This is a genomic window from Roseateles sp. P5_E4 (assembly GCF_054049255.1).
Window position 1 is genome coordinate 701550 of record NZ_JBFUMS010000002.1, and the last position, 20992, is coordinate 722541.

Here is a 20992-nt window from a genome sequence, read left to right on the forward strand (position 1 = left end):
GCATGAAGCTGGACCTGCCGCAACTCGTCGATCAGCGCGTGCTCGTGCTGGGCCTGGGTGACTCCGGCCTGGCGATGGCGCGTTGGTGCGCGAGCTTCGGCGCCAAGGTCACAGTGTGGGACTCGCGTGAGCAGCCGCCGCAGCTCGCAGCGCTGGGCGATAGCGCTGAGTTCATCACGGGCGAACTGACGCCAGACATTGCAGCCAGCTTCAATGCCGTGCTGAAGAGTCCGGGCCTGTCGCCGCTGGATGCACGCCTTGCGGCTGTCTACGCGCACGGCCCCGCAGTGCGGGGCGAGCTGGACCTGTTTGCCGACGCGCTGGCCGCGCTGAAGGCCCAGCACGGCTACGCACCCGCCGTGCTCGCCATCACCGGCACCAACGGCAAGACGACCACGACCTGCATGACCGGCCTGCTGGTCGAGCGCGCCGGCAGGCGCGTCGCCATCGCCGGCAATATCGGCCCGACGCTGCTGGACACGCTGACCGAGGCCCTGGCCAAGGAGCCCGATCCGGCGCCGGTCGAAACGCCGGCCGAGGCCGCTGCCGAGACGATTGAAGACACGCCGGTTGAAGAGAGCGCTGAGGAAGAGGCCGCGGTTCTGCCCGACGAGGACACGCCGCTGCCCATTGACCCGCCGCCGCCGCGCGGCCCGGTGTTCGAGACCCTGCCCGAGGTCTGGGTGCTGGAGCTGTCCAGCTTCCAGCTCGATGGCGTCAACGGCTTCGAACCCACGGCCGGCGCGGTGCTGAACCTGACCCAGGACCACCTCGACTGGCATGGCGACATGGCCGCCTATGGCCGCGCCAAGGCGCGCATCTTCGGCCGCGAGTCGGTCATCGTTGCCAACCGCGACGACGCCGAGGTCGAAGGGCTGGTTCCGGCGCCGGTGTTCGTCAAGGGCAGCCGCGGCAAGCCCGGCCGCACGGTGTCGCGCCATGTCGTGCGCTTTGGCCTGAACCCGCCCAAGGCCGCAGGCGATTTCGGCCTGGTCGATGAAGGCGGCCTGACCTGGCTGGTGCGCGCCCTGGAGTTGGACCCGACGATCAAGCGCAAGAAGAACGACGAGGCAGAACCGCTCATCATCCAGCGCCTGATGCCGGCCGACGCGCTGCGCGTGCGGGGCCGCCACAACGCCGCGAACGCGCTTGCTGCACTCGCGCTGGCTTGCGCCGCCGGCTGCGAGCTGGCACCCATGCTGCACGGTCTGCGCGAATACCGCGGCGAGCCGCATCGCGTCGAGCCCGTGGGCAGCATCGACGGCGTCGAGTTCTTTGACGATTCCAAGGGCACGAATGTGGGCGCTACGGTTGCCGCCATCTCTGGCCTGGGTGCCGACCGCGCACCGGCCAAGCTGGTGCTCATCCTCGGCGGCGACGGCAAGGGTCAGGACTTCGCGCCGCTGGCCGACGGCGTCGCCCGGCATGCCCGTGCCGTGGCGCTGATCGGCCGCGATGCGCCGCAGGTCGAAGCGGCGCTGGCCAGCACGGGTGTGCCCATGCAGCGCCACGACACACTCGAAGCAGCGACGACCTGGTGCCTGAGCCAGGCGCAATCCGGTGACAGTGTGCTGCTGTCCCCCGCCTGCGCCAGCCTGGACATGTTCCGCAACTACGCCCATCGCGCCGAGGTCTTTGTCGCCACGGTGCAGCAGCTCGCCGACGAGCGGGGGGTGGCCCTATGAACGCGGTGCTGGGCGGGTTCGCCGCCAGGCTGCAATCGCTGTGGAAAAAGGGCGACGCCGAGGACGCCAGCGTGCCCGTGCGCGACTGGGTGTCGACCTCGGCCGGCCGCCCCACGCAGTTGCAGGGCTTCGACATCACCATGGTCTGGGTCGTGCTCGCGCTGATGGCCTTTGGCCTCTTGATGGTCTATTCGGCTTCCATTGCGCTGCCCGACAACCCGCGCTTCGCCAAATACCTACCGACGCATTTCCTGACGCGCCACATGATCGCCATCGGCTTTGCGCTGGTGGCGGGCCTGGTCACCGTGCAGATCCCCGTCGCCATCTGGGAGCGCTGGGCGCCCTGGGTCTTTGTCGTGGCGCTGGTGCTGCTCGTCGCGGTGCTGATTCCCGGCATCGGCAAGGTCGTCTATGGCGCGCGTCGCTGGATCCCGCTGGGCGTCATGAACTTCCAGCCCAGCGAACTCGCCAAGTTCGGCATCGCGCTGTATGCGGCCAACTACATGATGCGCAAGATGGACGCCCGGGAGAACTTCTTCCAGGCCGTCACGCCGGTGGCGATCTCGCTGGCCTTCGTCGGCCTGCTGCTGCTGGCCGAGCCCGACATGGGCGCCTTCATGGTCATCGCGGCGATCGCGATGGGCATCCTCTTCCTGGGTGGCGTCAACGGCCGCATGTTCCTGCTGATCACGCTGGTGCTGGTGGGCGCCTTCACGCTGATGATCACCTTCAGCGAGTTCCGCCGCGAGCGCATCTTTGCCTACCTGAACCCCTGGGACGAGAAGTACGCCCAAGGCAAGGCCTACCAGCTGACGCACAGCCTGATCGCCTTCGGCCGCGGCGAGTGGCTGGGCCAGGGCCTGGGCGGCAGCGTCGAGAAGCTGCACTACCTGCCCGAGGCGCATACCGACTTCCTGCTCGCCGTCATCGGCGAGGAACTTGGTTTTGCTGGAGTGGCCGTGGTGATCCTTGCGTTCTTCTGGCTGACCCGCCGCTGCTTCCTCATCGGCCGCCAGGCCATCGCACTGGACCGCGTGTTCGCGGGTCTCTACGCCCAGGGCATTGGCATCTGGATGGGCGGCCAGGCTTTCATCAACATGGGCGTGAATCTGGGCGCACTGCCGACCAAGGGGCTGACGCTGCCGCTGATGAGCTTTGGCGGGTCGGCGATCTTGATGAACTGTGTGGCGCTGGCCGTTGTTCTGCGGATCGACTTGGAAAACCGGCAGATGATGCGCGGAGGCAGGTCATGACGCGGCACCTGGTCGTCATGGCCGCCGGCACCGGTGGCCACATCATTCCCGGCCTGGCGGTCGCCGAGGAAATGCAGCGCCGCGGCTGGACCGTGTCGTGGATCGGCACGCCGACCGGCATGGAGAACCGCCTGGTGCCGGCACGTGGCATCGAGCTGGATGCGCTGCCGTTTGCCGGCCTGCGCGGCAAGGGGCTGAAGCATGCGCTGCGCGGCATCGTCGGGTTCTTCAAGTCGCTGGGCCAGGCGCGTCGCGTCTATGCGCAGCGCCATGCGACGGCCGTGCTCGGCATGGGCGGCTATGTCTGCCTGCCGGGCGGCCTCACCGCCGCCTTCACTGGCCGGCCGCTGATGCTGGTCAATGCCGATGCGGCGATGCTGAAAAGCAACCTCGCGTTGAAACCCTTTGCGCGCCGGATTGCATTCGGCTTCGACGGTGCGGCGGCGGCTTCGACGTCGGGCGCTGTCGTCAGCGGCAATCCGGTGCGCGCCGAGATCGAAGCACTGGCTGCGCCCGCCGAGCGCATGGCCGAGCGGTCCGGCCCGCTGCATGTGCTGGTGCTGGGCGGCTCGCTCGGTGCGCGCGCGCTGAACCAGGCGGTGCCGCAGGCGCTGGCGCTGTGGCCCGAGGAACAGCGGCCGCTGGTGCTGCACCAGTCGGGGCAGGACCATCTCGGCGCCGTCTGGCAGGCCTATGCCGATGCCGGCCTGTCGGCGGAAGTGCGCCCCTTCATCGACGACATGGCAGCGGCGCTGGCCTGGGCCGACGTTGTCGTCTGCCGCGCCGGCGCCATCACCGTCAGCGAACTCTGCGCGGCCGGCTGCGCGGCGGTGCTGGTGCCGCTGGTCGTCAGCACGACCTCGCACCAGCGCGACAACGCCGTCTTCATGGCTCAGCACGGCGCGGCCATCCATTTGCCTCAGGGCGAACTGACGCCGGCCAAGCTGCATGAACTGTTGAGCGGCCTGGACCGCAGTGCCTTGCTCGCGATGGGCGAGAAGGCCCGTGGTTTGGCTCGTCCTCGGGCCGCCGCTCGTGTGGCCGATGAAATCGAAGGAATGCTGAAGTGAAGCACGCGGTTCAACGACTGCATTTCGTGGGCATCGGCGGCGCCGGCATGAGCGGCATCGCCGAAATCCTGCACAACCTGGGCTTCACGGTCAGCGGCTCGGACGCCGTCGAGAGCGCGACGACCGAGCGACTGCGGGCCTTGGGCCTGCGGGTCGAGATCGGCCACGCCGCGCCCAATATCGGCGAAGCGCAGGCCCTGGTCACCAGCACCGCCGTCGCCGCTGACAACCCCGAGGTGCAGGCGGCTCGCGGTCGCCAGGTGCCGGTCGTGCCGCGCGCCGTCATGCTGGCCGAGCTGATGCGGCTGCGTCGCGGCATCGCCATCGCCGGCACGCATGGCAAGACGACGACGACGTCGCTGGTCACCGCCATCCTCGTCGAAGCCGGCCTGGACCCGACCTTCGTCATCGGCGGCAAGCTCAACGCCGCCGGCGCCAACTCGCGCCTCGGCAAGGGCGAGTTCATCGTCGTCGAGGCCGACGAGAGCGATGCCTCCTTCCTGAAGCTCAGCCCCGTGCTGTCCGTCGTCACCAACATCGACGAGGACCACATGGACACCTATGGTCATTCGGTCGAGCGGCTTCACGACGCCTTCATCGAATTCCTGCACCGCATGCCCTTCTACGGCGCGGCGGTGGTGTGCGCCGACGACCCGGGCGTGCGGGCCATCCTCGGCCGCATCGAGCGGCCGGTCGTCAGCTACGGCTTGTCCGCGGGTGTCGGCGTGCGCGCGGTCGATGTGCAGGCGCTGGCCGGCGCGCAGATGCGCTTCAGCTGCCAGCGCGAGGGTGCCGAAGACCTGGACGTGCTGCTCAATCTGGCCGGCGAGCACAACGTGCGCAATGCGCTCGCGGCCATCGCCATCGCGATGGAGCTGGACTGCCCGGACGAGGCCATCCAGCGGGCACTGAAGAATTTCTCCGGCGTCGGCCGCCGCTTCGAGAAGCATGGCGAATGGCCGGCGGGCGATGGCGGCCGCTTCGAACTGGTCGACGACTACGGCCACCACCCGGTCGAGATGGCCGCCGTGCTGGCCGCCGCACGCGGCGCCTACCCGGGCCGCCGCCTGGTGCTGGCCTTCCAGCCGCACCGCTACACGCGCACGCGGGACTGTTTTGCCGACTTCGTGCGAGTGATGGGCGGCGCAGACGTCGTGCTGCTGACCGAGGTGTACTCGGCCGGCGAGGCGCGCATCGAAGGTGCGACCGGTGAGGCGCTCGCTCAGGCCGTGGGCACGTCGAATTTCGTGGCCGGCGTGGCCGACATGCCGGCGGCGCTGGCCACGTTGACCCGCGATGGCGATGTCGTCATCGGCATGGGAGCAGGCTCGATGAGCAGCCTGCCGGGCCGCGTCGCGGCGCATTTCCAAGGAGGCGCAGCATGAAGTCGCCTGTCGATCTGAACATCGATGCCAAGGCGCTCGGCAAGGTTGCCGTGCTCTTCGGTGGTCACAGTGCCGAGAGGCCGGTGTCGCTGATGAGCGGCAACGGCGTGCTGGCCGCGCTGCAATCCATCGGCGTCGATGCGCACGCCTTCGATCCCGCCAAACGTCCGTTGCAAGCCCTGAAGGACGAGGGCTTTGATCGTGCCTTCATCGCGTTGCACGGTCGCGGCGGCGAGGACGGCACCATCCAAGGCGCTCTCGAATGGCTGGGCGTTCCCTACACCGGTTCGGGCGTGACGGCCTCCGGCGTTGCGATGGACAAGACCATGACCAAGCGGCTGTGGGCCAACGAGGGCCTGCCGACGCCGCAATACCTGGCCCTGTCCCGCGCCGAACTGACTCGCGAGCGCATCCGCACGATTCCCGACACGCTCGGCCTGCCCGTCGTCGTGAAGCCGCCGCACGAGGGTTCGAGCATCGGCATCACCAAGGCCGCTGGCTATTCCGACATGCAGGGCGCTGTCGAGTTGGCGCTGGGCTTTGACGATGAGCTGCTGTTCGAGCAATGCATCGAAGGGCCCGAGCTGACCTGTGCCGTGCTGGGTGAAGGCGAGGGCGCCGTCGCGCTGCCCGTCATCGAGATCCGCGCCGAGGCCGGCAACTACGACTTCGCGAACAAGTACGAGACCGATACGACGCAGTACCTGTTCGGCTCGCTGCCCGCTGCACTCGAGGCCGAGATCGGTCGCCTCGTGCTGCATGCCTATCGCCTGCTCGGTTGCCGCGGCTGGGGTCGCGCCGACCTGATGCTGCGCAAGTCCGACATGAGGCCCTTCCTGCTGGAGATGAACACCAGCCCGGGCATGACGTCGCATTCGCTGGTGCCCAAGGCCGCGCAGGCCGTGGGCGTCGATTACCCGCATCTGTGCCTGTGGCTGCTGGCCCAGGCTCGGCTGGATCGCCTGATCACGTGAACTCCGCCGCCGCCACCGCCGCGCTGCCGTCCGACATCCGCCTGATGAATGCGGTGTCGGCGCTGCTCGTGGCTGCGCTGGTGGCAACCGCCGCTTGGGGTGTGCTGCGCTGGGTGGTGCGCCTGCCGGCGTTCAACCTGCGCGCCATCCAGGTCGAAGGCGATGTCAGCCGCAACAGCGTCGCCTCGCTGCGCGCCAATGCCCTGCCGCGTCTGCACGGCTCCTTTCTCAGCATGAGCCTCAAGGACGGTCGTACCGCTTTCGAGGCTGTGCCCTGGGTGCGGCGCGCGCAACTGACGCGCGTCTGGCCGATGCGGCTGCGGGTCAATCTCGAGGAACACCGGGCCGCCGCCTATTGGGAGGCGCGCACCGATGGTGCTGACTCTGCGACCGAGGCCGCGGCCGAACGGGCCCTGGTCAACAGCTTCGGCGAAGTCTTCCAGGCCAATCTCGGCGACGTCGAGGACGAGACCCTGCCTGTGCTCGCCGGCCCGGCGCAGACGGCCGGCGCGATGCTGCAGATGTGGCGGGCCCTGTCGCCGGCCGCTGAAAAACTCGGCGAGGGCATCGACCGCCTGGACCTGTCGGGCCGCGGCTCCTGGCGCGCGACGCTCGGCAGCGGTGCCGTTGTCGAACTGGGCCGCGGCAGCGAGACCGACGTGGTCGAGCGCTTCGGCCGCTTCGCCCAATCCATCACGCAGGTCACGGCGACCTACCGCAGCCCACTGCTGTCCGCCGACCTGCGCCACGCCGACGGCTACGCGGTCAAGCTGCGCGGCGTGACGACGAACACCCCGGGGAAACCCGTAAATAGAAAACGTTGAGGACGGACATGGCCAAGGAATACAAGGATTTGGTCGTCGGGCTGGATATTGGGACTGCCAAGATCATGGCCGTCGTGGCCGAGGTTTTGCCGGGGGGGGATTTGCGCATTGCCGGCCTGGGGGTGGCGCCGTCGCATGGCTTGAAGCGCGGCGTCGTCGTCAATATCGACGCCACCGTCCAGTCCATCCAGCAGGCCTTGAAAGAGGCCGAAATGATGGCCGACTGCAAAATATCTAGGGTTTACACGGGGATTACGGGCAGCCATATCCGCGGCCAGAACTCCACCGGCATGGTCATCGTGCGCGACAAGGAGGTCACGCCGGTCGATGTGACCCGCGTCGTCGAAACCGCCAAGGCCATCAATATTCCCAACGACCAGCGCCTGCTGCTGGTCGAGCCGCAGGAATTTGTCATCGACGGCCATGAGGTGAAGGAGCCCGTCGGCATGAGCGGTGGCCGGCTGGAGGTCAAGGTCCATATCGTGACCGGCGCGCAGAGTGCGGCCGAAAACATCGTCAAATGTGTGCGGCGCTGCGGTTTGGAAGTGGATCAGCTGGTTTTGAACCCGAGCGCCTCCAGCCATGCCGCCCTGACCGCCGACGAACGCGACCTGGGGGTTGCGCTGGTCGATATTGGCGCCGGCACGACCGATGTGGCGATATTCACCGGCGGCTCGATCCGCCATACCGCCGTCATCCCCATCGCGGGCGACTTGATCACCAGCGATATCGCGATGGCGCTGCGCACGCCGACCAAGGACGCCGAGGAAATCAAGGTCGAATATGGCGTCGCCAAGCAGCTGCTGGCCGACCCCTCCGACCAGGTGGAAGTGCCGGGCCTGGGCGACCGCAGCCCCAGGATGCTGTCCAAGCAGGCGCTGGCCGGCGTCATCGAGCCGCGCGTCGAGGAAATCTTTTCCCTGGTGCATCAGGTCATTCGTGAGAGCGGGTATGAGGAATTGCTGTCCTCCGGCATCGTGTTGACCGGTGGATCGGCCGTCATGCCGGGCATGGTGGAACTCGCCGAGGATATTTTCCTGAAACCCGTGCGCCGCGGCCTGCCCACCTATTCGGGGGCCCTTTACGACATGGTTGCCAACCCCCGATCGGCCACCGTCATGGGCCTGCTGGAGGAGGCCCGGCTGTCACGCAGCCGGGGTTTCAAGGCAGCGCAGCAGGCTGGCTCGGTGCAAACCCTGCTCGGCCGGGTCAAGGATTGGTTCATGGGGAATTTTTGACCCCCACGAATTACGAAAAATTTGTTTCAGCAACTAGTCAATCTATCTGTGCCACGGCACAATTGCAGTAGGAGGTTTGATATGCCCATCGAGATGATCGAAGAGTTTGACCAAGGCACCCAAATCAAGGTGATCGGGGTCGGTGGCGGCGGCGGCAACGCCGTGGACCACATGATCGCCCAGGGCGTTCAAGGCGTGGAATTCATCTGCGCGAATACCGACGCGCAGGCGCTGAATCGGTCCAAGGCCGACCAGTTGCTGCAACTCGGCACCTCCGGCCTCGGCGCTGGAGCCAAACCCGAAATGGGCAAGGCGGCGGCTGAAGAGGCCGAAAACCGCATTCGCGAATCCATCGCCGGCGCCAATATGCTGTTCATCACCGCCGGTATGGGCGGTGGTACCGGCACGGGTGCTGCGCCGGTGATTGCCCGGGTTGCCAAGGAAATGGGCATCCTGACGGTCGGCGTCGTCACCAAACCCTTCGATTTCGAAGGCGGCCGGCGCGCCAAGGCGGCTGATGCCGGCCTGGCTGAACTCGAGGCCAATGTCGACTCGCTGATCGTCGTGCTGAATGACAAGCTGCTCGATGTGCTGGGCGACGATGTCACGCAGGATCAAGCCTTCGCGCATGCCAATGACGTGCTGAAGAACGCCGTTGGCGGCATTTCCGACATCATCCACATCCCCGGCCTGGTCAACGTCGACTTCGAAGACGTCAAGACGGTGATGAGCGAGCCCGGCAAGGCCATGATGGGCACGGCGCAAGCCACCGGCCCGGACCGCGCCGCCAAGGCCGCCGAAGCGGCCGTGGCCTGCCCGCTGCTGGAAGGCATCGACCTCTCCGGTGCGCGTGGCGTGCTGGTACTGATCGCCGCGGGCCGCAGCAACTTCAAGCTCAGCGAGTCGCGCAACGCGATGAACGCGATCAAGCGCTACGCCTCGGATGAAGCGCACGTCATCTTCGGCACCGCCTACGACGAGAGCCTGGGCGACGCGCTGCGCGTGACCGTCATCGCCACCGGCCTGACGGCCGGTCGCGCCCGCCAGCAGGCGCCGCTGCAGGTCGTGCAGACCCAGCAGGTGGTGCGCAACGGTACCGACGGCATGCCTGTGCTGACGCAGGCCGTGGCCATGGCCACGCCGGCCACGGGCCAGCAGGCCAATGTCGGCCTCGGCCTGGGTGACTTTGCGAACGCCAATGTGCCCAGCGTCTGGCGCCATGGCCGCTCGGGCAGTGCTGCGGCCAAGGTCGAGGCCCTGTCGTCCAACGGCATGGACGAGATCGAGATTCCGGCCTTCCTGCGCAAGCAGGCAGACTGATCAGTCGCTGATCCTAAGAAGGGCGAGCCGTGAGGCTCGCCCTTTTGCTTTGTCAGGACGCGCGTACTACCGCCGCGGCCGGCTTTGCGGCGCCAGAAAGCAGGGCCAGCAAACCGCCTCCCGCCAGCACCAGGGCCAAGGCATCCATGCGCGCACCGGGCAACGTCGCGGCAGCCGTTGTCAGCAGTGCCGCTGCCGCCATCTGCAGAAAGCCCAGCAGCGCGGAGGCCTGGCCGGCCTGCGATGCAAATGGCGTCAACGCCAGTGCGGTGCCAGTGGGTGAGACCAGCCCCATGCCGAACAGGAAGATGCCCACCGCGACGGCAAAGCCCGCGAGACCGGCTCCACTCGCGACAAGCATCGTCAGGCCGCCGAGTGTTGCCAGCGCTGCGCCAATGCGCAGCACGGTGGGGCCACCCCAGCGCGCGGCCCAGCGCGGCGCGGTCTGCCCTGCTGCGAAGACGACGAACACGGACGTGGCAAAGAACAGCCCGACCTGCAGCGCGCTGAAGCCGAAGTCGCGCGCCAGCACCAGCGGCGCGGTGCCGAAGAACGCAAACAGCGCGCCGAGGATGGCGGCGGTGGCGAGTGCCGGGCGCATGAAGCGCGCATCACCCAGCAGCACGACGTAGCCGCGTGCCAGCGCGCTGGCCGGCTGGTGTCGCCGTCTCTCGGCCGGCAGCGTCTCGCCGACGATGCCGACATAGGCCGCCGCCAGCGTCATCCCCGCCAGCACCAGCACGACAAACAGCGCCCGCCAGCCCCAGGCGGCCTGTACAAGACCACCCAGCAGCGGCGAGAAGCCCGGCGCGGCGGCCATGACGACCATGATGCGGCCGAGCAGCGCAGCGAGTTGCGGGCCTTCGAAACGGTCGCGCGCGGCGGCGCGTGCCAGCACCGACGCGGCGGCGACGCCGACGGCCTGAAGCGCGCGGCCGAGCAGCAGCAACGGCAGATCGCTCGCCAAAGCACAAACCACGCTGCCCACGATGAAGACGGCCAAGCCGCCCAGCACCACGGGCCGGCGGCCGATGCGGTCCGACAGCGGGCCGACGATGAGTTGGGCCAGCGCGAACACGGCGAGGAAGAGGCTGAGCACCGCCGTCATGGCCGCCTCGCTCGACCCCAGGGCCTGCGCCATCACGGGCAGAGACGGCAGCAGGATGTTGGTGGACAGCGTCGCCAGCGCTGACAGCGCGGCCAGCGTCAGCAGCCAGGGGCGGGGCACGGCGCTCATTGCCTGGCTCCTTCGGCAATGAAGGCAATGCTGCGCGCAATGACGTCGGCATCCGCCAGCAGACGGCGATGGCCAAGCCCGCTCACGCGCTGCAGATGCGAGCCAGCCCAAGCCGCATGCAGCGCCTCGGATGCAGCGAAAGGCACGGTGCGATCCTCCGGGTCGTGGACGATCAGCCCGGGATGGCGCAGGCCATGCTGCAGCCGCTCCAGATCCACATAGGTGATGCGCGTGCCGATGAAGCGTTCCACCCAGCCCGCGAATGCGGCCGCATCCGCCGGGCCCAGGCCTTGAGCGGCGGCCAGGCCCTTGACCATGGGCGACAGCGAGGAGGGGCCGGCCAGATGCACGCTGCGCCCGACTCGCCAGCCGTGGGCAAACGCGAGCAGCGCGGCGGCCGAGCCCATCGAATGGCCGATGACGCCGTGCACCTCCTTGCCGATGTCGGCCACCACGGCGCGCAGTGCGCGGCCGGCATGCACGACGCTGGCCGCATGACCGGTCGAGTCGCCATGGGCGGGTAGATCGAAAAGGGTGACCGAGAAGCCGGCCTCGACCAGGGGCCGGGCGAAGCCGAGCAGATGGGCGCCGCGGCTGTTCCAGCCGTGGACGAGGACAACGCGTGGGCCGACGCCCAGCGTCCAGCGCGCGAGCTTCAGGCCTTCGTGGCGCAGCGGCGGTTCGGCGTGGCCAGCCAGCGCAGCGCGCTCCTCGGCCGTCAGCGGCACGCGCTCGGGCGCCGAGAAGGCATGGCGGGCCGCTGCGAGGTGGCCGTCGTCATGGGCCGTGAAAGGCGCTGCAAGGGCAGGGGAGGCGAGCATGGCGTTCTCCTGAGTTCGGGGCTCAGCCCGCGTAAGCTGGCGCGGCCGTGGACAGGCTCTGCTTGACCTGGCGGCTGATGTCGTCAGCCAGCACCTCGAAGGCGCCGGCCTCCAGCCCGGCCAGGGCCAGGCGAGCGACATCGGCCGGCGCAGACTTGGGGGCGTCCATGCCGCGCGTCATGTCGGTGTCCATATAGCCCACATGCAGGCTGGTCAGCTGCGTGCCCTGGGCCTTCAGCTCGCTACGCAGCCCATTGCTCAGCGCCCAGGCGGCGGCCTTGCTGGCGCTGTAGGGCGTCAGGCCCGGTACCGTCACCCAGCTCAGCACGGACAGTACATTCAGCACCGCGCCGCCGCCGTTGGCCTGCAGCACCGGCGCGAAGGCCTGGGTCAGCGCCCAGACGCCGAAGAAGTTGGTGTCCAGATGGCGGCGCGCCGTTGCGATGGCGTCCGCGCCGAGCACGCCGGCCTGCTGCGAGATGCCCGCGTTGTTGATCAGCAGCGTCACATCCGTACATTGCGCAGCCGCGGCGGCCACCTGGGTAGGGTCGGTCACGTCCAGCGCGACGGGCACGACGCCGGGCAGGTCGATGGAGGCCGGGTCACGCGCGGCGGCATAGACCTTGGCGGCGCCCGCGGCCAGCGCGGCCTGGGCAAAGGCGCGGCCCAGGCCGCGGTTGGCGCCGGTGATGAAGACGATGGCGTTCTTGAGCCTCATGGTGGCAATTCCTTCTCGATCTGCTTATTCATGTCGAACGACATGATTGATATAAATGTCGGTCAACATATAAAATGCGTCAAGCCCGCCCACACAAAGACCCCAGGAGACCGCGATGAAGGTCAGCCGCGCCCAGGCCGAAGAGAACCGCGAACGCATCCTCGACAACGCCGCCCAGCTGTTTCGCGAGCGCGGCTTCGATGGCATCGGCCTGAACGACCTGATGCAGGCCGCCGGCCTGACGCGTGGCGGCTTCTATGGCCACTTCGAGTCCAAGGACGACTTGGCTGCCCAGGCGACGCGGCGCGCGCTGCAGGCCAACCGCGAGCAGTGGAAGACGCAGTCCGACCGCAGCCTGCAGGCCTGGGTCAAGGCCTATCTGTCCGACGCTCACCGTGACCATATCGGTGCCGGCTGCGGCCTGGTCGCGCTGGCGGGTGATGCTGCGCGTGGCGGGCCGGCCGTGCGGGAGGTGTTTGCGGAGGGCGTCGCCAACCTCGTGGCAACGCTGCAGGAACAGATGCCGGCCGACTCGGCGCCCGAGCAACGCGAGCAGGCGCTGGCCATGCTGTCCACGCTGGTGGGGGCGCTGTTGCTGTCACGCGCTGTCGGCGGCGACACCGCGCTGTCCAGCGAACTCCGCGAGGCCGCCCGCAAGAGTCTGCCTGCCGGCGGCTGAACGGTCGCCACCCGCCGCCCAGCGGTGCTGCGGCGGTTGGGGCGCGGCCAGCCCCTGTGGCATGCTCGCGCCCCATGTCAACGCCTAGAAGAAATCATAGGGATGCTTGAGTTGGGCCTGCTATGGCGCCGCGGCCTGCTGCTGCTGGCCTTGCTGGCCTGTCTGCCGTTACAGGCACAGCGATTGCCCCAACCCAGCGCACGGGCCGGGAGCGATGACGCGGCCCCCGCTGAGCTTGCCACCACCGCCTGGACGCGCGACCAGCTCGACGTCTGGTGGACCGCACTGCGCCACCACACGGTGGCCGGCGGCGACCATCTCGAGCTGCCGCCTGAACTGCTGCCTCCCGAGGACGAAGCGGCCTGGAAGCCCGTGGCGATGCCTGACGTGCGCTCACGCCCCGGCGCGGCCATGGTCAGCGATGCGCGGGGCTACGAGATGCGCTGGTACCGACTTCACGTACCGGGCGGGCGGGACGAAGCCATGGCCTTGTATCTGCCGCGTCTGGTCACGTTGTCGGCCGCGGTGCTGGCCCGCACCGACAAAGGCTGGCAGGCCCTGCTGGACAACCAGCATGCCGAGCGCGAGCAATGGGTGCAGCCCCTGTGGCTGCCCTTGCCCGGCATCGGTGCCCAGGGGCTGGACGTGGTCGTCGCTCTGCCGGTGCCGGCGGGCAGCTATCACGCGGTGTCACGCATCTGGATCGCCCCGCGCGATCAGCTGGAAAGACGCTGGCTGTGGCGGGTGCGCGCCCAGAACGGCCTGCCCCAGGCCGTCAGCCTGACGCTGGCGGTGCTAGGGCTGTTCGCGCTGACGCTGTGGTTGCGCCGCCCCGAGGCCATCTATGGGCTGTTTGCCCTCGGTGCCGCCGCATGGATGGTGCGCAACCTGCACTATTACGTCAGCCTGCCGGCTTCGCCGGCGGGGCAGGACTGGTTCTGGTGGGCCACACACGCATCCATGGGCTGGGTCATGCTGACGGCGCTGTTGTTCGCGCTGCGCTTTGCGAGCCGGCGCATCCTGTGGCTGGAGTGGGCGTTGACCGCCAGCGTGACGTTGGTGAGCCTGCTCAGCATGCCGCTGTGGCTGCGCCAGCTCGACATGGTCGTCATGCAGTACGCCGTCACGGCCGGCGTCGCCACCATCGGCACGGCCTGGGTGGCTTTCCTGGCCTGGCGGGAGCGCCGCACCGAGCTGCGCATCATGGCCGTGGCGCTGGTCATCGGCGTCGTCATCGGCGGCCACGACCTCGCCGTGCTGGCCGGCTGGGCCTGGCCCGAACACTTCTTCCTGATGCCGTTCGCGACGCTGGCCGTCATGCTCAGCTTCCTGCATGCGGTGCAGCGCCGCTATGTCGGTGCCGTCGAGCAGGTCCAGGCCGAGAACAGCCAGCTGCAGGAGGACCTGGACGAGCAGGTCTCGGTGCTGCATGCGCAGAACGCGCAGCTGCGCGAGGCCGAGCGCCAGCAGGCCCTGCTGCTGGAGCGTCAGCGCATCATGGCCGACATGCACGACGGCCTCGGCTCCTCGCTGCTGTCGGCGCTGGTGGCGATGGAGCAAGGCAGCATGTCGCACGAGCAGTGCGTGGAGGTGCTGCGCGAATGCGTGGACGACCTGCGCCTGGTCATCGACTCGTTGGAGCCGGTCGGCCACGACCTCGTCTCGCTGCTGGCGACGATGCGCTACCGCCTGGGAAAACGGCTGCAGATCGGCGGCCTCAAGCTTGACTGGGACGTGCAGGACCTGCCGCCCCTGGCCTGGCTGGAGCCGCCCGACGCGCTGCATGTGCTGCGCCTGATGCAGGAGGCACTGAACAACGTGCTCAAGCATGCCCAGGCCAGCCGCGTGCGCATGGTGACGCGCCACCACGGCAGCTATGTTGAGATCCGCGTCGAGGACGATGGCGCCGGCTTCGACCTGCAGAGCATTCAGCACGGCCGCGGCCTGAAGAGCCAGATCAAGCGCGCCCAGCGCCTGGGCGGCAAGCTGCGCATCGACTCCCAGCCCGGCATGGGCACGCGCCTGTCGCTCAGATTGCCCGTGGAGCGCAAAGGCGAGGTCTGATCTTGGACAATTGACCCCATGGTCAAGCAACGCACCCTGAAGTCGATCACACGCGCCGTCGGCGTCGGCATCCACAGCGGCCAGAAGGTCGAGCTGACATTGCGCCCAGCGCCGGCTGACACCGGTATCGTCTTCCGCCGCGTCGACCTCTGCCCACCGGTCGACATCCCGGTCGGTGTGACGTCGGTCAGCGACACGCGCATGGCCACCACCATCAGCCCTGGCGGCGACCCGGGCGCGCCCAAGGTGCAGACCATCGAGCATCTGCTGTCCGCCTGCGCGGGCCTGGGCCTGGACAACCTCATCATCGACATCAACGCCGACGAGGTGCCGGTGTTGGATGGCTCCGCGGCGAGCTTCGTCTTCCTGCTGCAGTCGGCCGGCATCGTCATGCAGGACGCGCCCAAGCGCTTCCTGCGCGTGAAGAAGCCCATCGAAGTGCGCCACGGCGAGGGCAAGAAGCTGATGTGGGCCCGGCTGGAGCCGCATCACGGCTACACACTGAGCTTCGAGATCGAGTTCGACAACCCGGCCGTGGCCGCCACCGGCAGCAGCTTTGTCTTCGACATGGGTTCGGGTACCTACAAGAAGGAGATCGCCCGCGCACGCACCTTCGGCATGACGGCCGACATCGACCTGATGCGCTCGCGCGGCCTGACGCTGGGCGGCTCCATGGACAACGCCATCGTCGTCGACGACTACAAGGTGCTGAACGCCGATGGCCTTCGCTATGACGACGAGTTCGTCAAGCACAAGATCCTGGATGCCATCGGTGACATGCAGGTCGCCGGCATGCCGCTGCTGGCGGCATACACCTCCTTCAAGGGTGGTCATGCGTTGAACAACAAGCTGCTGCGCGCGCTGCTGGCCGACGAGGCCGCCTACGAGATCGTCCACTTCGACGATGAGCGCCAGGCGCCCAAGGGCTTCGCCGAGTTGGCACCGGCGTGGTGAGCACGACGCAGGTCAACAAGCTGGGCGAGAGGCTGCGCGCAGGGCCGATTTCCGAGGCTGACCTGCATTTGCTGGATGAGTACCGGCGGCAGTTCGCAAATGCGAGCGCAGAAGTCGAGCGGGTGCTGAGAGAGGAGTTTCTGCAGCAGCCCGCCTCGCGTGAAGCGAAATCGACTCCTGCCATTTGCGCCAAGCTGCAGCGGGAGCGCGGCTCGCGCCTAGCAACCATGCAGGATATTGCCGGCTGCCGCATCGTTGTGGCAGACCGGCAAGCACAACGCTCGCTAGCGAGCGCCTTGGCGCTGAGGTTTGCTGACCATAAGCTGATCGACCGTATTGCCCGGCCCAGCCACGGCTACCGTGCTTTGCATCTGGTCGTCGGGGTGGAAGGTCGTCGCGTCGAGATCCAGATCCGGACCGAGCTGCAGCATTTGTGGGCACAAGTCTGTGAACGCATCGCCGACAAAGTAGGCCTTGAATTCAAGTACGGCGTTGGCCACGCCGTACTGCAGCAATGGCTTGCGTCACTTTCAACGGCTGTCGATCAGGTCGAGCTAGGACTCGATGGCGAGACAATGCCAGTTCCTCTACCCGTTGTGTCCATGATGCCTCCTGGCCCGGACATGACGCCTGACCGCGAGAACCTGACCGAGTTGTTGAAGGCGCTCGTGGAGGTAATTCCCGCCCTTGGAGAGTCGCGATGATCTATCTGATGGATTTCGATCCCAAGCACCGCCGCCTTCATCGCATGACGGTCTTTGATGATCGGCAGCGCCTGCTTGCGCAGGAAGAGCGTCTGAAATTGGAATTGCTGCATCTGCAATCGGGTGAGCAACGGGAGGTCGTCTTGCTAGCGGCCGCCGACGAAACCACCTTGCGCCATACCCATGCGCGGTACTTCAAGACTGCAGCTGGAGCTGCTTTCTGATGCTGATTGCCCGCCTCGTCGTCGGCCTGCTGCTGTTCTCGGCTGTCTTGTGCTTCGCCTTTTCCATCGCCACCGGCCAGGCGCGCTGGCGGCGGCTTGGGCTGATGATCATGAAATGGACGCTGGTGGCCGGTTTGGCCTTCTTCGGCGTGCTCATCCTGGAGCGATTGGCGCTGTTGCTGTGACGCTCGTCACGCCGCATCGCGCGCCCCCTTGGCTTGCGGGGATGCGAGGCCGGCGGCATGTGCTCAGAATGCAATCACGGTCGCTGTTCGCGTTGCAGCGGCCCAGTCCGGGACTCCACAAACCGGGCGCCACGCGCGGAGAAGGCCGGGGGGCCGGGGAAGCGCAGTGGATTGAAGAGAGAGAGATCGTTGTTGAAACTGATTGGGCCGCTCCCGCAGGAGCGGCCCTTTTTTTGTTCCCACACCCCAGCGCAAGCTGTCGACAAGCTGTCTGTCTTTGCTTGAATTCAGCTGCCGAGATAGCGGCTGCGCAGATGGGCCTCGAAATGCGCCGGGTTCAAGGCCTCGCCGCTGGCGCGCCGCACCAGTTCGGGCGTCTCATAGCGGCTGGCCGTCTGCCAGACATGGGTGGACAACCAGTCGAACACCGTGCCCAGTTCACCGCGGGCGATCTGCGCATCCAGGTCGGGGCGTTGGGACCGCATCGCCGCAAACCACTGCGCCGCGTACATGGCGCCCAGCGTGTAGCAGGGGAAGTAGCCAAACAGGCCGGCGGGCCAGTGCACGTCCTGCATCGGCCCGTCCTTGAAGTTGCCGCGCGTGTCCAGGCCGAGCAACTCGGCCATCTTGGCGTCCCACAGTGCCGGGATGTCGTCGACCTCGGCCTGGCCCTCGATGAGGGCGCGCTCGATGTCGAAGCGCAGCAGAATGTGCGCAGGGTAGGTCACCTCGTCGGCATCGACACGGATGAACCCGGGCTTCACGCGCGTCAGCAGCTTGTTCAGATTGCTGGGCTCGAAGGCGGGTTGGTCGCCGAAATGCTTCACCAGCAGCGGTGACAGCAGGCCGGCGAACGCGGGGTGGCTGCCGAGCTGCATCTCGAAGGACAGGCTCTGGCTCTCGTGGATGCCCATGGAGCGGGCGCGAGCAACGGGCTGGCCGAGCAGCGCGCGCGGCAGGTTCTGCTCGTAGCGGCCATGGCCCGTCTCGTGGATGGTGCCCATCAGGCTGGGCAGGAAGTCGTCCTCGCGGTAACGCGTCGTCATGCGCACGTCCTCGGGCACGCCGCCGCAGAAGGGGTGGGTACTTTCGTCCAGGCGGCCGGCCGCGAAGTCGAAGCCCATCAGCTTCATCGCGTCCAGGCCGAGGGCCTTCTGAGCCGCCGTGGGGAAGGGGCCGACGGGCTGGATAACGGTCTCACCGGCCTGCTTGGCCGTCACGTCGCGGATCAAGCCCGGTAGCCAGCCGCGCAGCGGCGCAAAGGCGGCCTCGACGTCGGCACTGCGCATGCCCGGCTCGTAGTTGTCGAGCAGCGCGTCGTACTTGGACAGGCCAGCGCTCTGCGACAGCAGTTCGGCTTCCTGACGCGCAATCTTCAGCACCTCGCGCAGGTTCGGCGCGAAGCCGTCCCAGTCGTTGGCCGGGCGCTGGCCGCGCCAGGCGTGTTCGCAGCGGTTGTTGGCCAGGCTCTTGGCTTCCACCAGCGCCTGCGGCAGCGCGTTCGCGGCGCGCCAGACGCGGCGGATCTCGCGCAGATTGGCGCGCTGGCCCTCGTCCAGCGGCTCGGCGTCGGCAGCCTCCAGCAGGCCGGGCAGGGCCGGGTCGGTGGCCAGTTGGTGCAGCAAGCCGTCCATCTCGGCCAGGGCCAGGCTGCGCGCCTCGTTGCCCTTGGCCGGCATGTTGGCGGCCTGGTCCCATTGCGCGATGGCCTGCAGATGGCCGAGGTGGTGCAGGCGCTGCTGGCGCGTGGCCAAATCTTGGTAGGCAGAGGTCATGTCAATCCACGTAGTGGGGTATTGGAACTTGCGGGCCGAGCGCTGGGCCGCTCCCGAGCCGGCCCGCGCTGGCGATGTGCTGGCGGCTCGATGCCGCCAGCATCGCCGTCCCCGCGGGGGCTGAGGCCGGACACGGCAAGTCCTGTGGACTTGTGGTGCCTACCGAAGGGCAGCCGCTCCGTCGGCTGCGCGGTCTGCAAGACCGACCGGTCTCGTCCGCGTTCAGCCGGGCGAGATTGGGCGAGGGGCAGCGTCATGACAACCAGGTCTCCGGAATCAGCCAAATCAAAGCCACGGTGTAGAGCAAAAAACGCAGGAACTTGCCCAGCGCCATCCAGCCCACGCAGGGCCAGAACGGCAGCTTGAGCCAGCCGGCCACGGCGCAGAGCGGGTCGCCGACGATGGGCAGCCAGCTCATCAGGCAGGCCTTGGGGCCGAAGCGCTGCAGCCAGCGCATCGCACGTGAGTGCGAGGGCTCGTGATGCTTCACCGCCTCGACCGCCTTCTCGGCGCCGTAGCCTATCCACCAACTCGTCATGCCGCCCAGCGTGTTGCCGACCGTGGCCACTGCAATGACGGCCCAGAACATGCTCGGGTCCGCCTTGACGACGAGGTAGACGGCCGGCTCCGAGCCTAGCGGCAGCAGGGTGGCCGAGACGAAAGTGATGACGAAGACGGCCACCAGCCCGACCTGGGGCAGAGCCAGGGCGGCGAGCAGCTCGCTGATGAATTGACCGAGCCAGGCTTCCATGGCGGTCATTGTCGGTGCGGCCGGATGGCTACAATCTCGCCTCTTTTTTAAGCAGACCCTCTCGTGCAAATCGGCCCCCACCTTCTCCCCAACCGGCTCTTCGTGGCGCCGATGGCAGGGGTGACGGACCGGCCCTTCCGCCAGCTCTGCCGCCGCCTGGGCGCAGGCTATGCGGTCAGCGAGATGGTCACGTCGCGCAAGGAGCTGTGGGGCAGCCTCAAGACCTCACGCCGGGCCGACCACAGCGGCGAGCCGGGGCCCATTGCCGTGCAGATCGCCGGCACCGACGCGGCCATGATGGCCGAGGCGGCGGCCTACAACATCGACCGTGGCGCCCAGATCATCGACATCAACATGGGCTGCCCGGCCAAGAAGGTCTGCAACAAATGGGCGGGCTCGGCGCTGATGCGCAACGAGGCGCTGGCGCTGGAGATCGTCGAAGCCGTCGTCGCGGTGTGTGCCAAAAGTGGAGTCACTGGCGGCGTGCCCGTCACGCTGAAGATGCGCACCGGCTGGAGCGCCGACGAACGCAACGCGCTGCGGCTGGCCCGGTTGTTCGAGTCGGCCGGCATCGCGATGCTGACCATCCACGGCCGCACGCGCGAGCAGGGCTACAAGGGCCTGGCCGAGTACGACACCATCGCCGCCGTGAAGACAGCGCTGACAATTCCCGTCGTCGCCAACGGCGACATCGACTCGCCCGAGAAGGCGCGCGACGTGCTCGCCTACACGGGCGCCAACGCCTTGATGATCGGCCGTGCCGCCCAGGGGCGGCCCTGGATCTTTCGCGAGGTGGCCCACTTTCTGGCGACAGGCGAACACCTAGCCGCGCCCACCGTGCTTGAAGCACGCGACTGGCTGACCGAGCATCTGCACGACCACTACGGCCTGTACGGTGCGCTCAGCGGCATGCGCAGCGCCCGCAAGCACATCGGCTGGGCTGTGCGCGGCCTGCCCGGCGGCGAAGCCTTCCGCCAGCACATGAATACGCTCGAGAGCTGCGACCTGCAGTTGCAGGCTCTGCGTGACTGGTTCGATGAACTCGGCCAGACCCACGACCGGCTGCCGCCCACCGTCGCGGCCGCCAACGACGAAGACGCACAGGCCGACGAAGCCTGTGCCGCCTGAAAC

At 67.8% G+C, this 20992-nt stretch carries 20 protein-coding genes; 15 read left to right on the forward strand and 5 right to left on the reverse strand.

All coding sequences use genetic code 11. The features are described 5' to 3' along the window. Positions 1-2 precede the first annotated feature (2 nt). From murD to ftsZ, 8 genes are all read left to right on the forward strand, one after another. Positions 3-1685 carry a UDP-N-acetylmuramoyl-L-alanine--D-glutamate ligase gene (gene murD, locus ACXJLH_RS05845; RefSeq protein ID WP_457442895.1) on the forward strand — a complete coding sequence of 561 codons (1683 nt, stop codon included), beginning with the start codon at positions 3-5 and terminating at the stop codon, positions 1683-1685. Further along, on the forward strand, positions 1682-2938 hold the full coding sequence (gene ftsW / locus ACXJLH_RS05850) for a putative lipid II flippase FtsW (RefSeq protein WP_457442897.1): 1257 nt from the start codon (positions 1682-1684) through the stop codon (positions 2936-2938). The genes murD and ftsW overlap by 4 nt, the downstream gene beginning before the upstream one ends. Continuing rightward, positions 2935-4008 (forward strand): undecaprenyldiphospho-muramoylpentapeptide beta-N-acetylglucosaminyltransferase, encoded by a 1074-nt coding sequence (gene murG, locus ACXJLH_RS05855; RefSeq protein WP_457442899.1) that lies wholly within the window; start codon positions 2935-2937, stop codon positions 4006-4008. The genes ftsW and murG overlap by 4 nt, the downstream gene beginning before the upstream one ends. Beyond that, positions 4005-5393, forward strand: coding sequence for a UDP-N-acetylmuramate--L-alanine ligase (gene murC, locus ACXJLH_RS05860; RefSeq protein WP_457442901.1), 1389 nt, complete (start codon positions 4005-4007; stop codon positions 5391-5393). Before murG ends, murC begins: the two co-directional genes overlap by 4 nt. Beyond that, a complete protein-coding gene (locus ACXJLH_RS05865) occupies positions 5390-6367 on the forward strand; it encodes a D-alanine--D-alanine ligase (RefSeq protein WP_457442903.1) in 978 nt (325 codons plus the stop codon). Before murC ends, ACXJLH_RS05865 begins: the two co-directional genes overlap by 4 nt. Continuing rightward, positions 6364-7191: a cell division protein FtsQ/DivIB gene (locus ACXJLH_RS05870; protein ID WP_457442905.1), complete on the forward strand. Its 828-nt coding sequence runs from the start codon at positions 6364-6366 to the stop codon at positions 7189-7191. The genes ACXJLH_RS05865 and ACXJLH_RS05870 overlap by 4 nt, the downstream gene beginning before the upstream one ends. Before the next feature lie 8 nt (positions 7192-7199). Then, positions 7200-8429 carry a cell division protein FtsA gene (gene ftsA, locus ACXJLH_RS05875; protein ID WP_056202917.1) on the forward strand — a complete coding sequence of 410 codons (1230 nt, stop codon included), beginning with the start codon at positions 7200-7202 and terminating at the stop codon, positions 8427-8429. 81 nt (positions 8430-8510) lie between these two features. Beyond that, the gene (gene ftsZ, locus ACXJLH_RS05880; protein ID WP_056202920.1) at positions 8511-9749 is read left to right on the forward strand and encodes a cell division protein FtsZ; all 1239 of its coding nucleotides are present in this window, start codon (positions 8511-8513) and stop codon (positions 9747-9749) included. 52 nt (positions 9750-9801) lie between these two features. Here ftsZ and ACXJLH_RS05885 read toward each other — a convergent pair whose 3' ends face one another. The 3 genes from ACXJLH_RS05885 to ACXJLH_RS05895 are packed head-to-tail and all read right to left on the reverse strand — an operon-like array spanning position 9802 to position 12525. Then, on the reverse strand, positions 9802-10986 hold the full coding sequence (locus ACXJLH_RS05885) for a Bcr/CflA family efflux MFS transporter (protein ID WP_457442907.1): 1185 nt from the start codon (positions 10984-10986) through the stop codon (positions 9802-9804). Beyond that, positions 10983-11807 carry an alpha/beta fold hydrolase gene (locus tag ACXJLH_RS05890; RefSeq protein WP_457442909.1) on the reverse strand — a complete coding sequence of 275 codons (825 nt, stop codon included), beginning with the start codon at positions 11805-11807 and terminating at the stop codon, positions 10983-10985. Before ACXJLH_RS05890 ends, ACXJLH_RS05885 begins: the two co-directional genes overlap by 4 nt. 22 nt (positions 11808-11829) lie before the next feature. Beyond that, the gene (locus tag ACXJLH_RS05895; protein WP_457442911.1) at positions 11830-12525 is read right to left on the reverse strand and encodes an SDR family oxidoreductase; all 696 of its coding nucleotides are present in this window, start codon (positions 12523-12525) and stop codon (positions 11830-11832) included. 115 nt (positions 12526-12640) lie between these two features. On the opposite strand from ACXJLH_RS05895, the gene ACXJLH_RS05900 reads away from it, so the two are divergent. The 6 genes from ACXJLH_RS05900 to ACXJLH_RS05925 all read left to right on the forward strand — a co-directional run bounded on the left by ACXJLH_RS05900 (position 12641) and on the right by ACXJLH_RS05925 (position 17335). After that, positions 12641-13204, forward strand: coding sequence for a TetR/AcrR family transcriptional regulator (locus ACXJLH_RS05900; RefSeq protein ID WP_056202931.1), 564 nt, complete (start codon positions 12641-12643; stop codon positions 13202-13204). Positions 13205-13306: 102 nt separating this feature from the next. Further along, positions 13307-15268: a sensor histidine kinase gene (locus tag ACXJLH_RS05905; RefSeq protein ID WP_056202934.1), complete on the forward strand. Its 1962-nt coding sequence runs from the start codon at positions 13307-13309 to the stop codon at positions 15266-15268. 18 nt (positions 15269-15286) lie between these two features. Further along, positions 15287-16222: a UDP-3-O-acyl-N-acetylglucosamine deacetylase gene (gene lpxC / locus ACXJLH_RS05910; protein WP_457442913.1), complete on the forward strand. Its 936-nt coding sequence runs from the start codon at positions 15287-15289 to the stop codon at positions 16220-16222. Beyond that, complete coding sequence (locus tag ACXJLH_RS05915; RefSeq protein WP_457442915.1) at positions 16219-16926, forward strand: hypothetical protein; 708 nt, start codon at positions 16219-16221, stop codon at positions 16924-16926. The genes lpxC and ACXJLH_RS05915 overlap by 4 nt, the downstream gene beginning before the upstream one ends. Beyond that, positions 16923-17150: a hypothetical protein gene (locus tag ACXJLH_RS05920; protein WP_457442917.1), complete on the forward strand. Its 228-nt coding sequence runs from the start codon at positions 16923-16925 to the stop codon at positions 17148-17150. Before ACXJLH_RS05915 ends, ACXJLH_RS05920 begins: the two co-directional genes overlap by 4 nt. Further along, the gene (locus ACXJLH_RS05925) at positions 17150-17335 is read left to right on the forward strand and encodes a hypothetical protein (RefSeq protein ID WP_056202941.1); all 186 of its coding nucleotides are present in this window, start codon (positions 17150-17152) and stop codon (positions 17333-17335) included. The genes ACXJLH_RS05920 and ACXJLH_RS05925 overlap by 1 nt, the downstream gene beginning before the upstream one ends. Before the next feature lie 287 nt (positions 17336-17622). Here ACXJLH_RS05925 and ACXJLH_RS05930 read toward each other — a convergent pair whose 3' ends face one another. Both ACXJLH_RS05930 and ACXJLH_RS05935 read right to left on the reverse strand, forming a co-directional pair. After that, positions 17623-19110, reverse strand: a complete 1488-nt coding sequence (locus tag ACXJLH_RS05930) for a carboxypeptidase M32 (RefSeq protein ID WP_457442919.1) — start codon at positions 19108-19110, stop codon at positions 17623-17625. Between the two features lie 253 nt (positions 19111-19363). Further along, complete coding sequence (locus ACXJLH_RS05935; protein ID WP_457389176.1) at positions 19364-19861, reverse strand: YqaA family protein; 498 nt, start codon at positions 19859-19861, stop codon at positions 19364-19366. A gap of 63 nt (positions 19862-19924) precedes the next feature. On the opposite strand from ACXJLH_RS05935, the gene dusB reads away from it, so the two are divergent. Further along, on the forward strand, positions 19925-20989 hold the full coding sequence (dusB, locus tag ACXJLH_RS05940) for a tRNA dihydrouridine synthase DusB (protein WP_056202947.1): 1065 nt from the start codon (positions 19925-19927) through the stop codon (positions 20987-20989). Positions 20990-20992 lie beyond the last annotated feature (3 nt).

Excerpts from the sequence above, each read along its gene's own strand:
- ACXJLH_RS05905 (WP_056202934.1), top strand. The coding sequence starts at position 13,307 with ATGCTTGAGTTGGGCCTGCTATGGCGCCGCGGCCTGCTGCTGCTGGCC.
- ACXJLH_RS05865 (WP_457442903.1), top strand. The coding sequence starts at position 5,390 with ATGAAGTCGCCTGTCGATCTGAACATCGATGCCAAGGCGCTCGGCAAG.
- ACXJLH_RS05890 (WP_457442909.1), bottom strand. The coding sequence starts at position 11,807 with ATGCTCGCCTCCCCTGCCCTTGCAGCGCCTTTCACGGCCCATGACGAC.
- ACXJLH_RS05900 (WP_056202931.1), top strand. The coding sequence starts at position 12,641 with ATGAAGGTCAGCCGCGCCCAGGCCGAAGAGAACCGCGAACGCATCCTC.
- murD (WP_457442895.1), top strand. The coding sequence starts at position 3 with ATGAAGCTGGACCTGCCGCAACTCGTCGATCAGCGCGTGCTCGTGCTG.
- ACXJLH_RS05920 (WP_457442917.1), top strand. The coding sequence starts at position 16,923 with ATGATCTATCTGATGGATTTCGATCCCAAGCACCGCCGCCTTCATCGC.
- ftsW (WP_457442897.1), top strand. The coding sequence starts at position 1,682 with ATGAACGCGGTGCTGGGCGGGTTCGCCGCCAGGCTGCAATCGCTGTGG.
- lpxC (WP_457442913.1), top strand. The coding sequence starts at position 15,287 with ATGGTCAAGCAACGCACCCTGAAGTCGATCACACGCGCCGTCGGCGTC.
- ACXJLH_RS05925 (WP_056202941.1), top strand. The coding sequence starts at position 17,150 with ATGCTGATTGCCCGCCTCGTCGTCGGCCTGCTGCTGTTCTCGGCTGTC.
- ftsZ (WP_056202920.1), top strand. The coding sequence starts at position 8,511 with ATGCCCATCGAGATGATCGAAGAGTTTGACCAAGGCACCCAAATCAAG.
- ftsA (WP_056202917.1), top strand. The coding sequence starts at position 7,200 with ATGGCCAAGGAATACAAGGATTTGGTCGTCGGGCTGGATATTGGGACT.
- ACXJLH_RS05885 (WP_457442907.1), bottom strand. The coding sequence starts at position 10,986 with ATGAGCGCCGTGCCCCGCCCCTGGCTGCTGACGCTGGCCGCGCTGTCA.
- murG (WP_457442899.1), top strand. The coding sequence starts at position 2,935 with ATGACGCGGCACCTGGTCGTCATGGCCGCCGGCACCGGTGGCCACATC.
- ACXJLH_RS05895 (WP_457442911.1), bottom strand. The coding sequence starts at position 12,525 with ATGAGGCTCAAGAACGCCATCGTCTTCATCACCGGCGCCAACCGCGGC.
- ACXJLH_RS05930 (WP_457442919.1), bottom strand. The coding sequence starts at position 19,110 with ATGACCTCTGCCTACCAAGATTTGGCCACGCGCCAGCAGCGCCTGCAC.
- ACXJLH_RS05935 (WP_457389176.1), bottom strand. The coding sequence starts at position 19,861 with ATGGAAGCCTGGCTCGGTCAATTCATCAGCGAGCTGCTCGCCGCCCTG.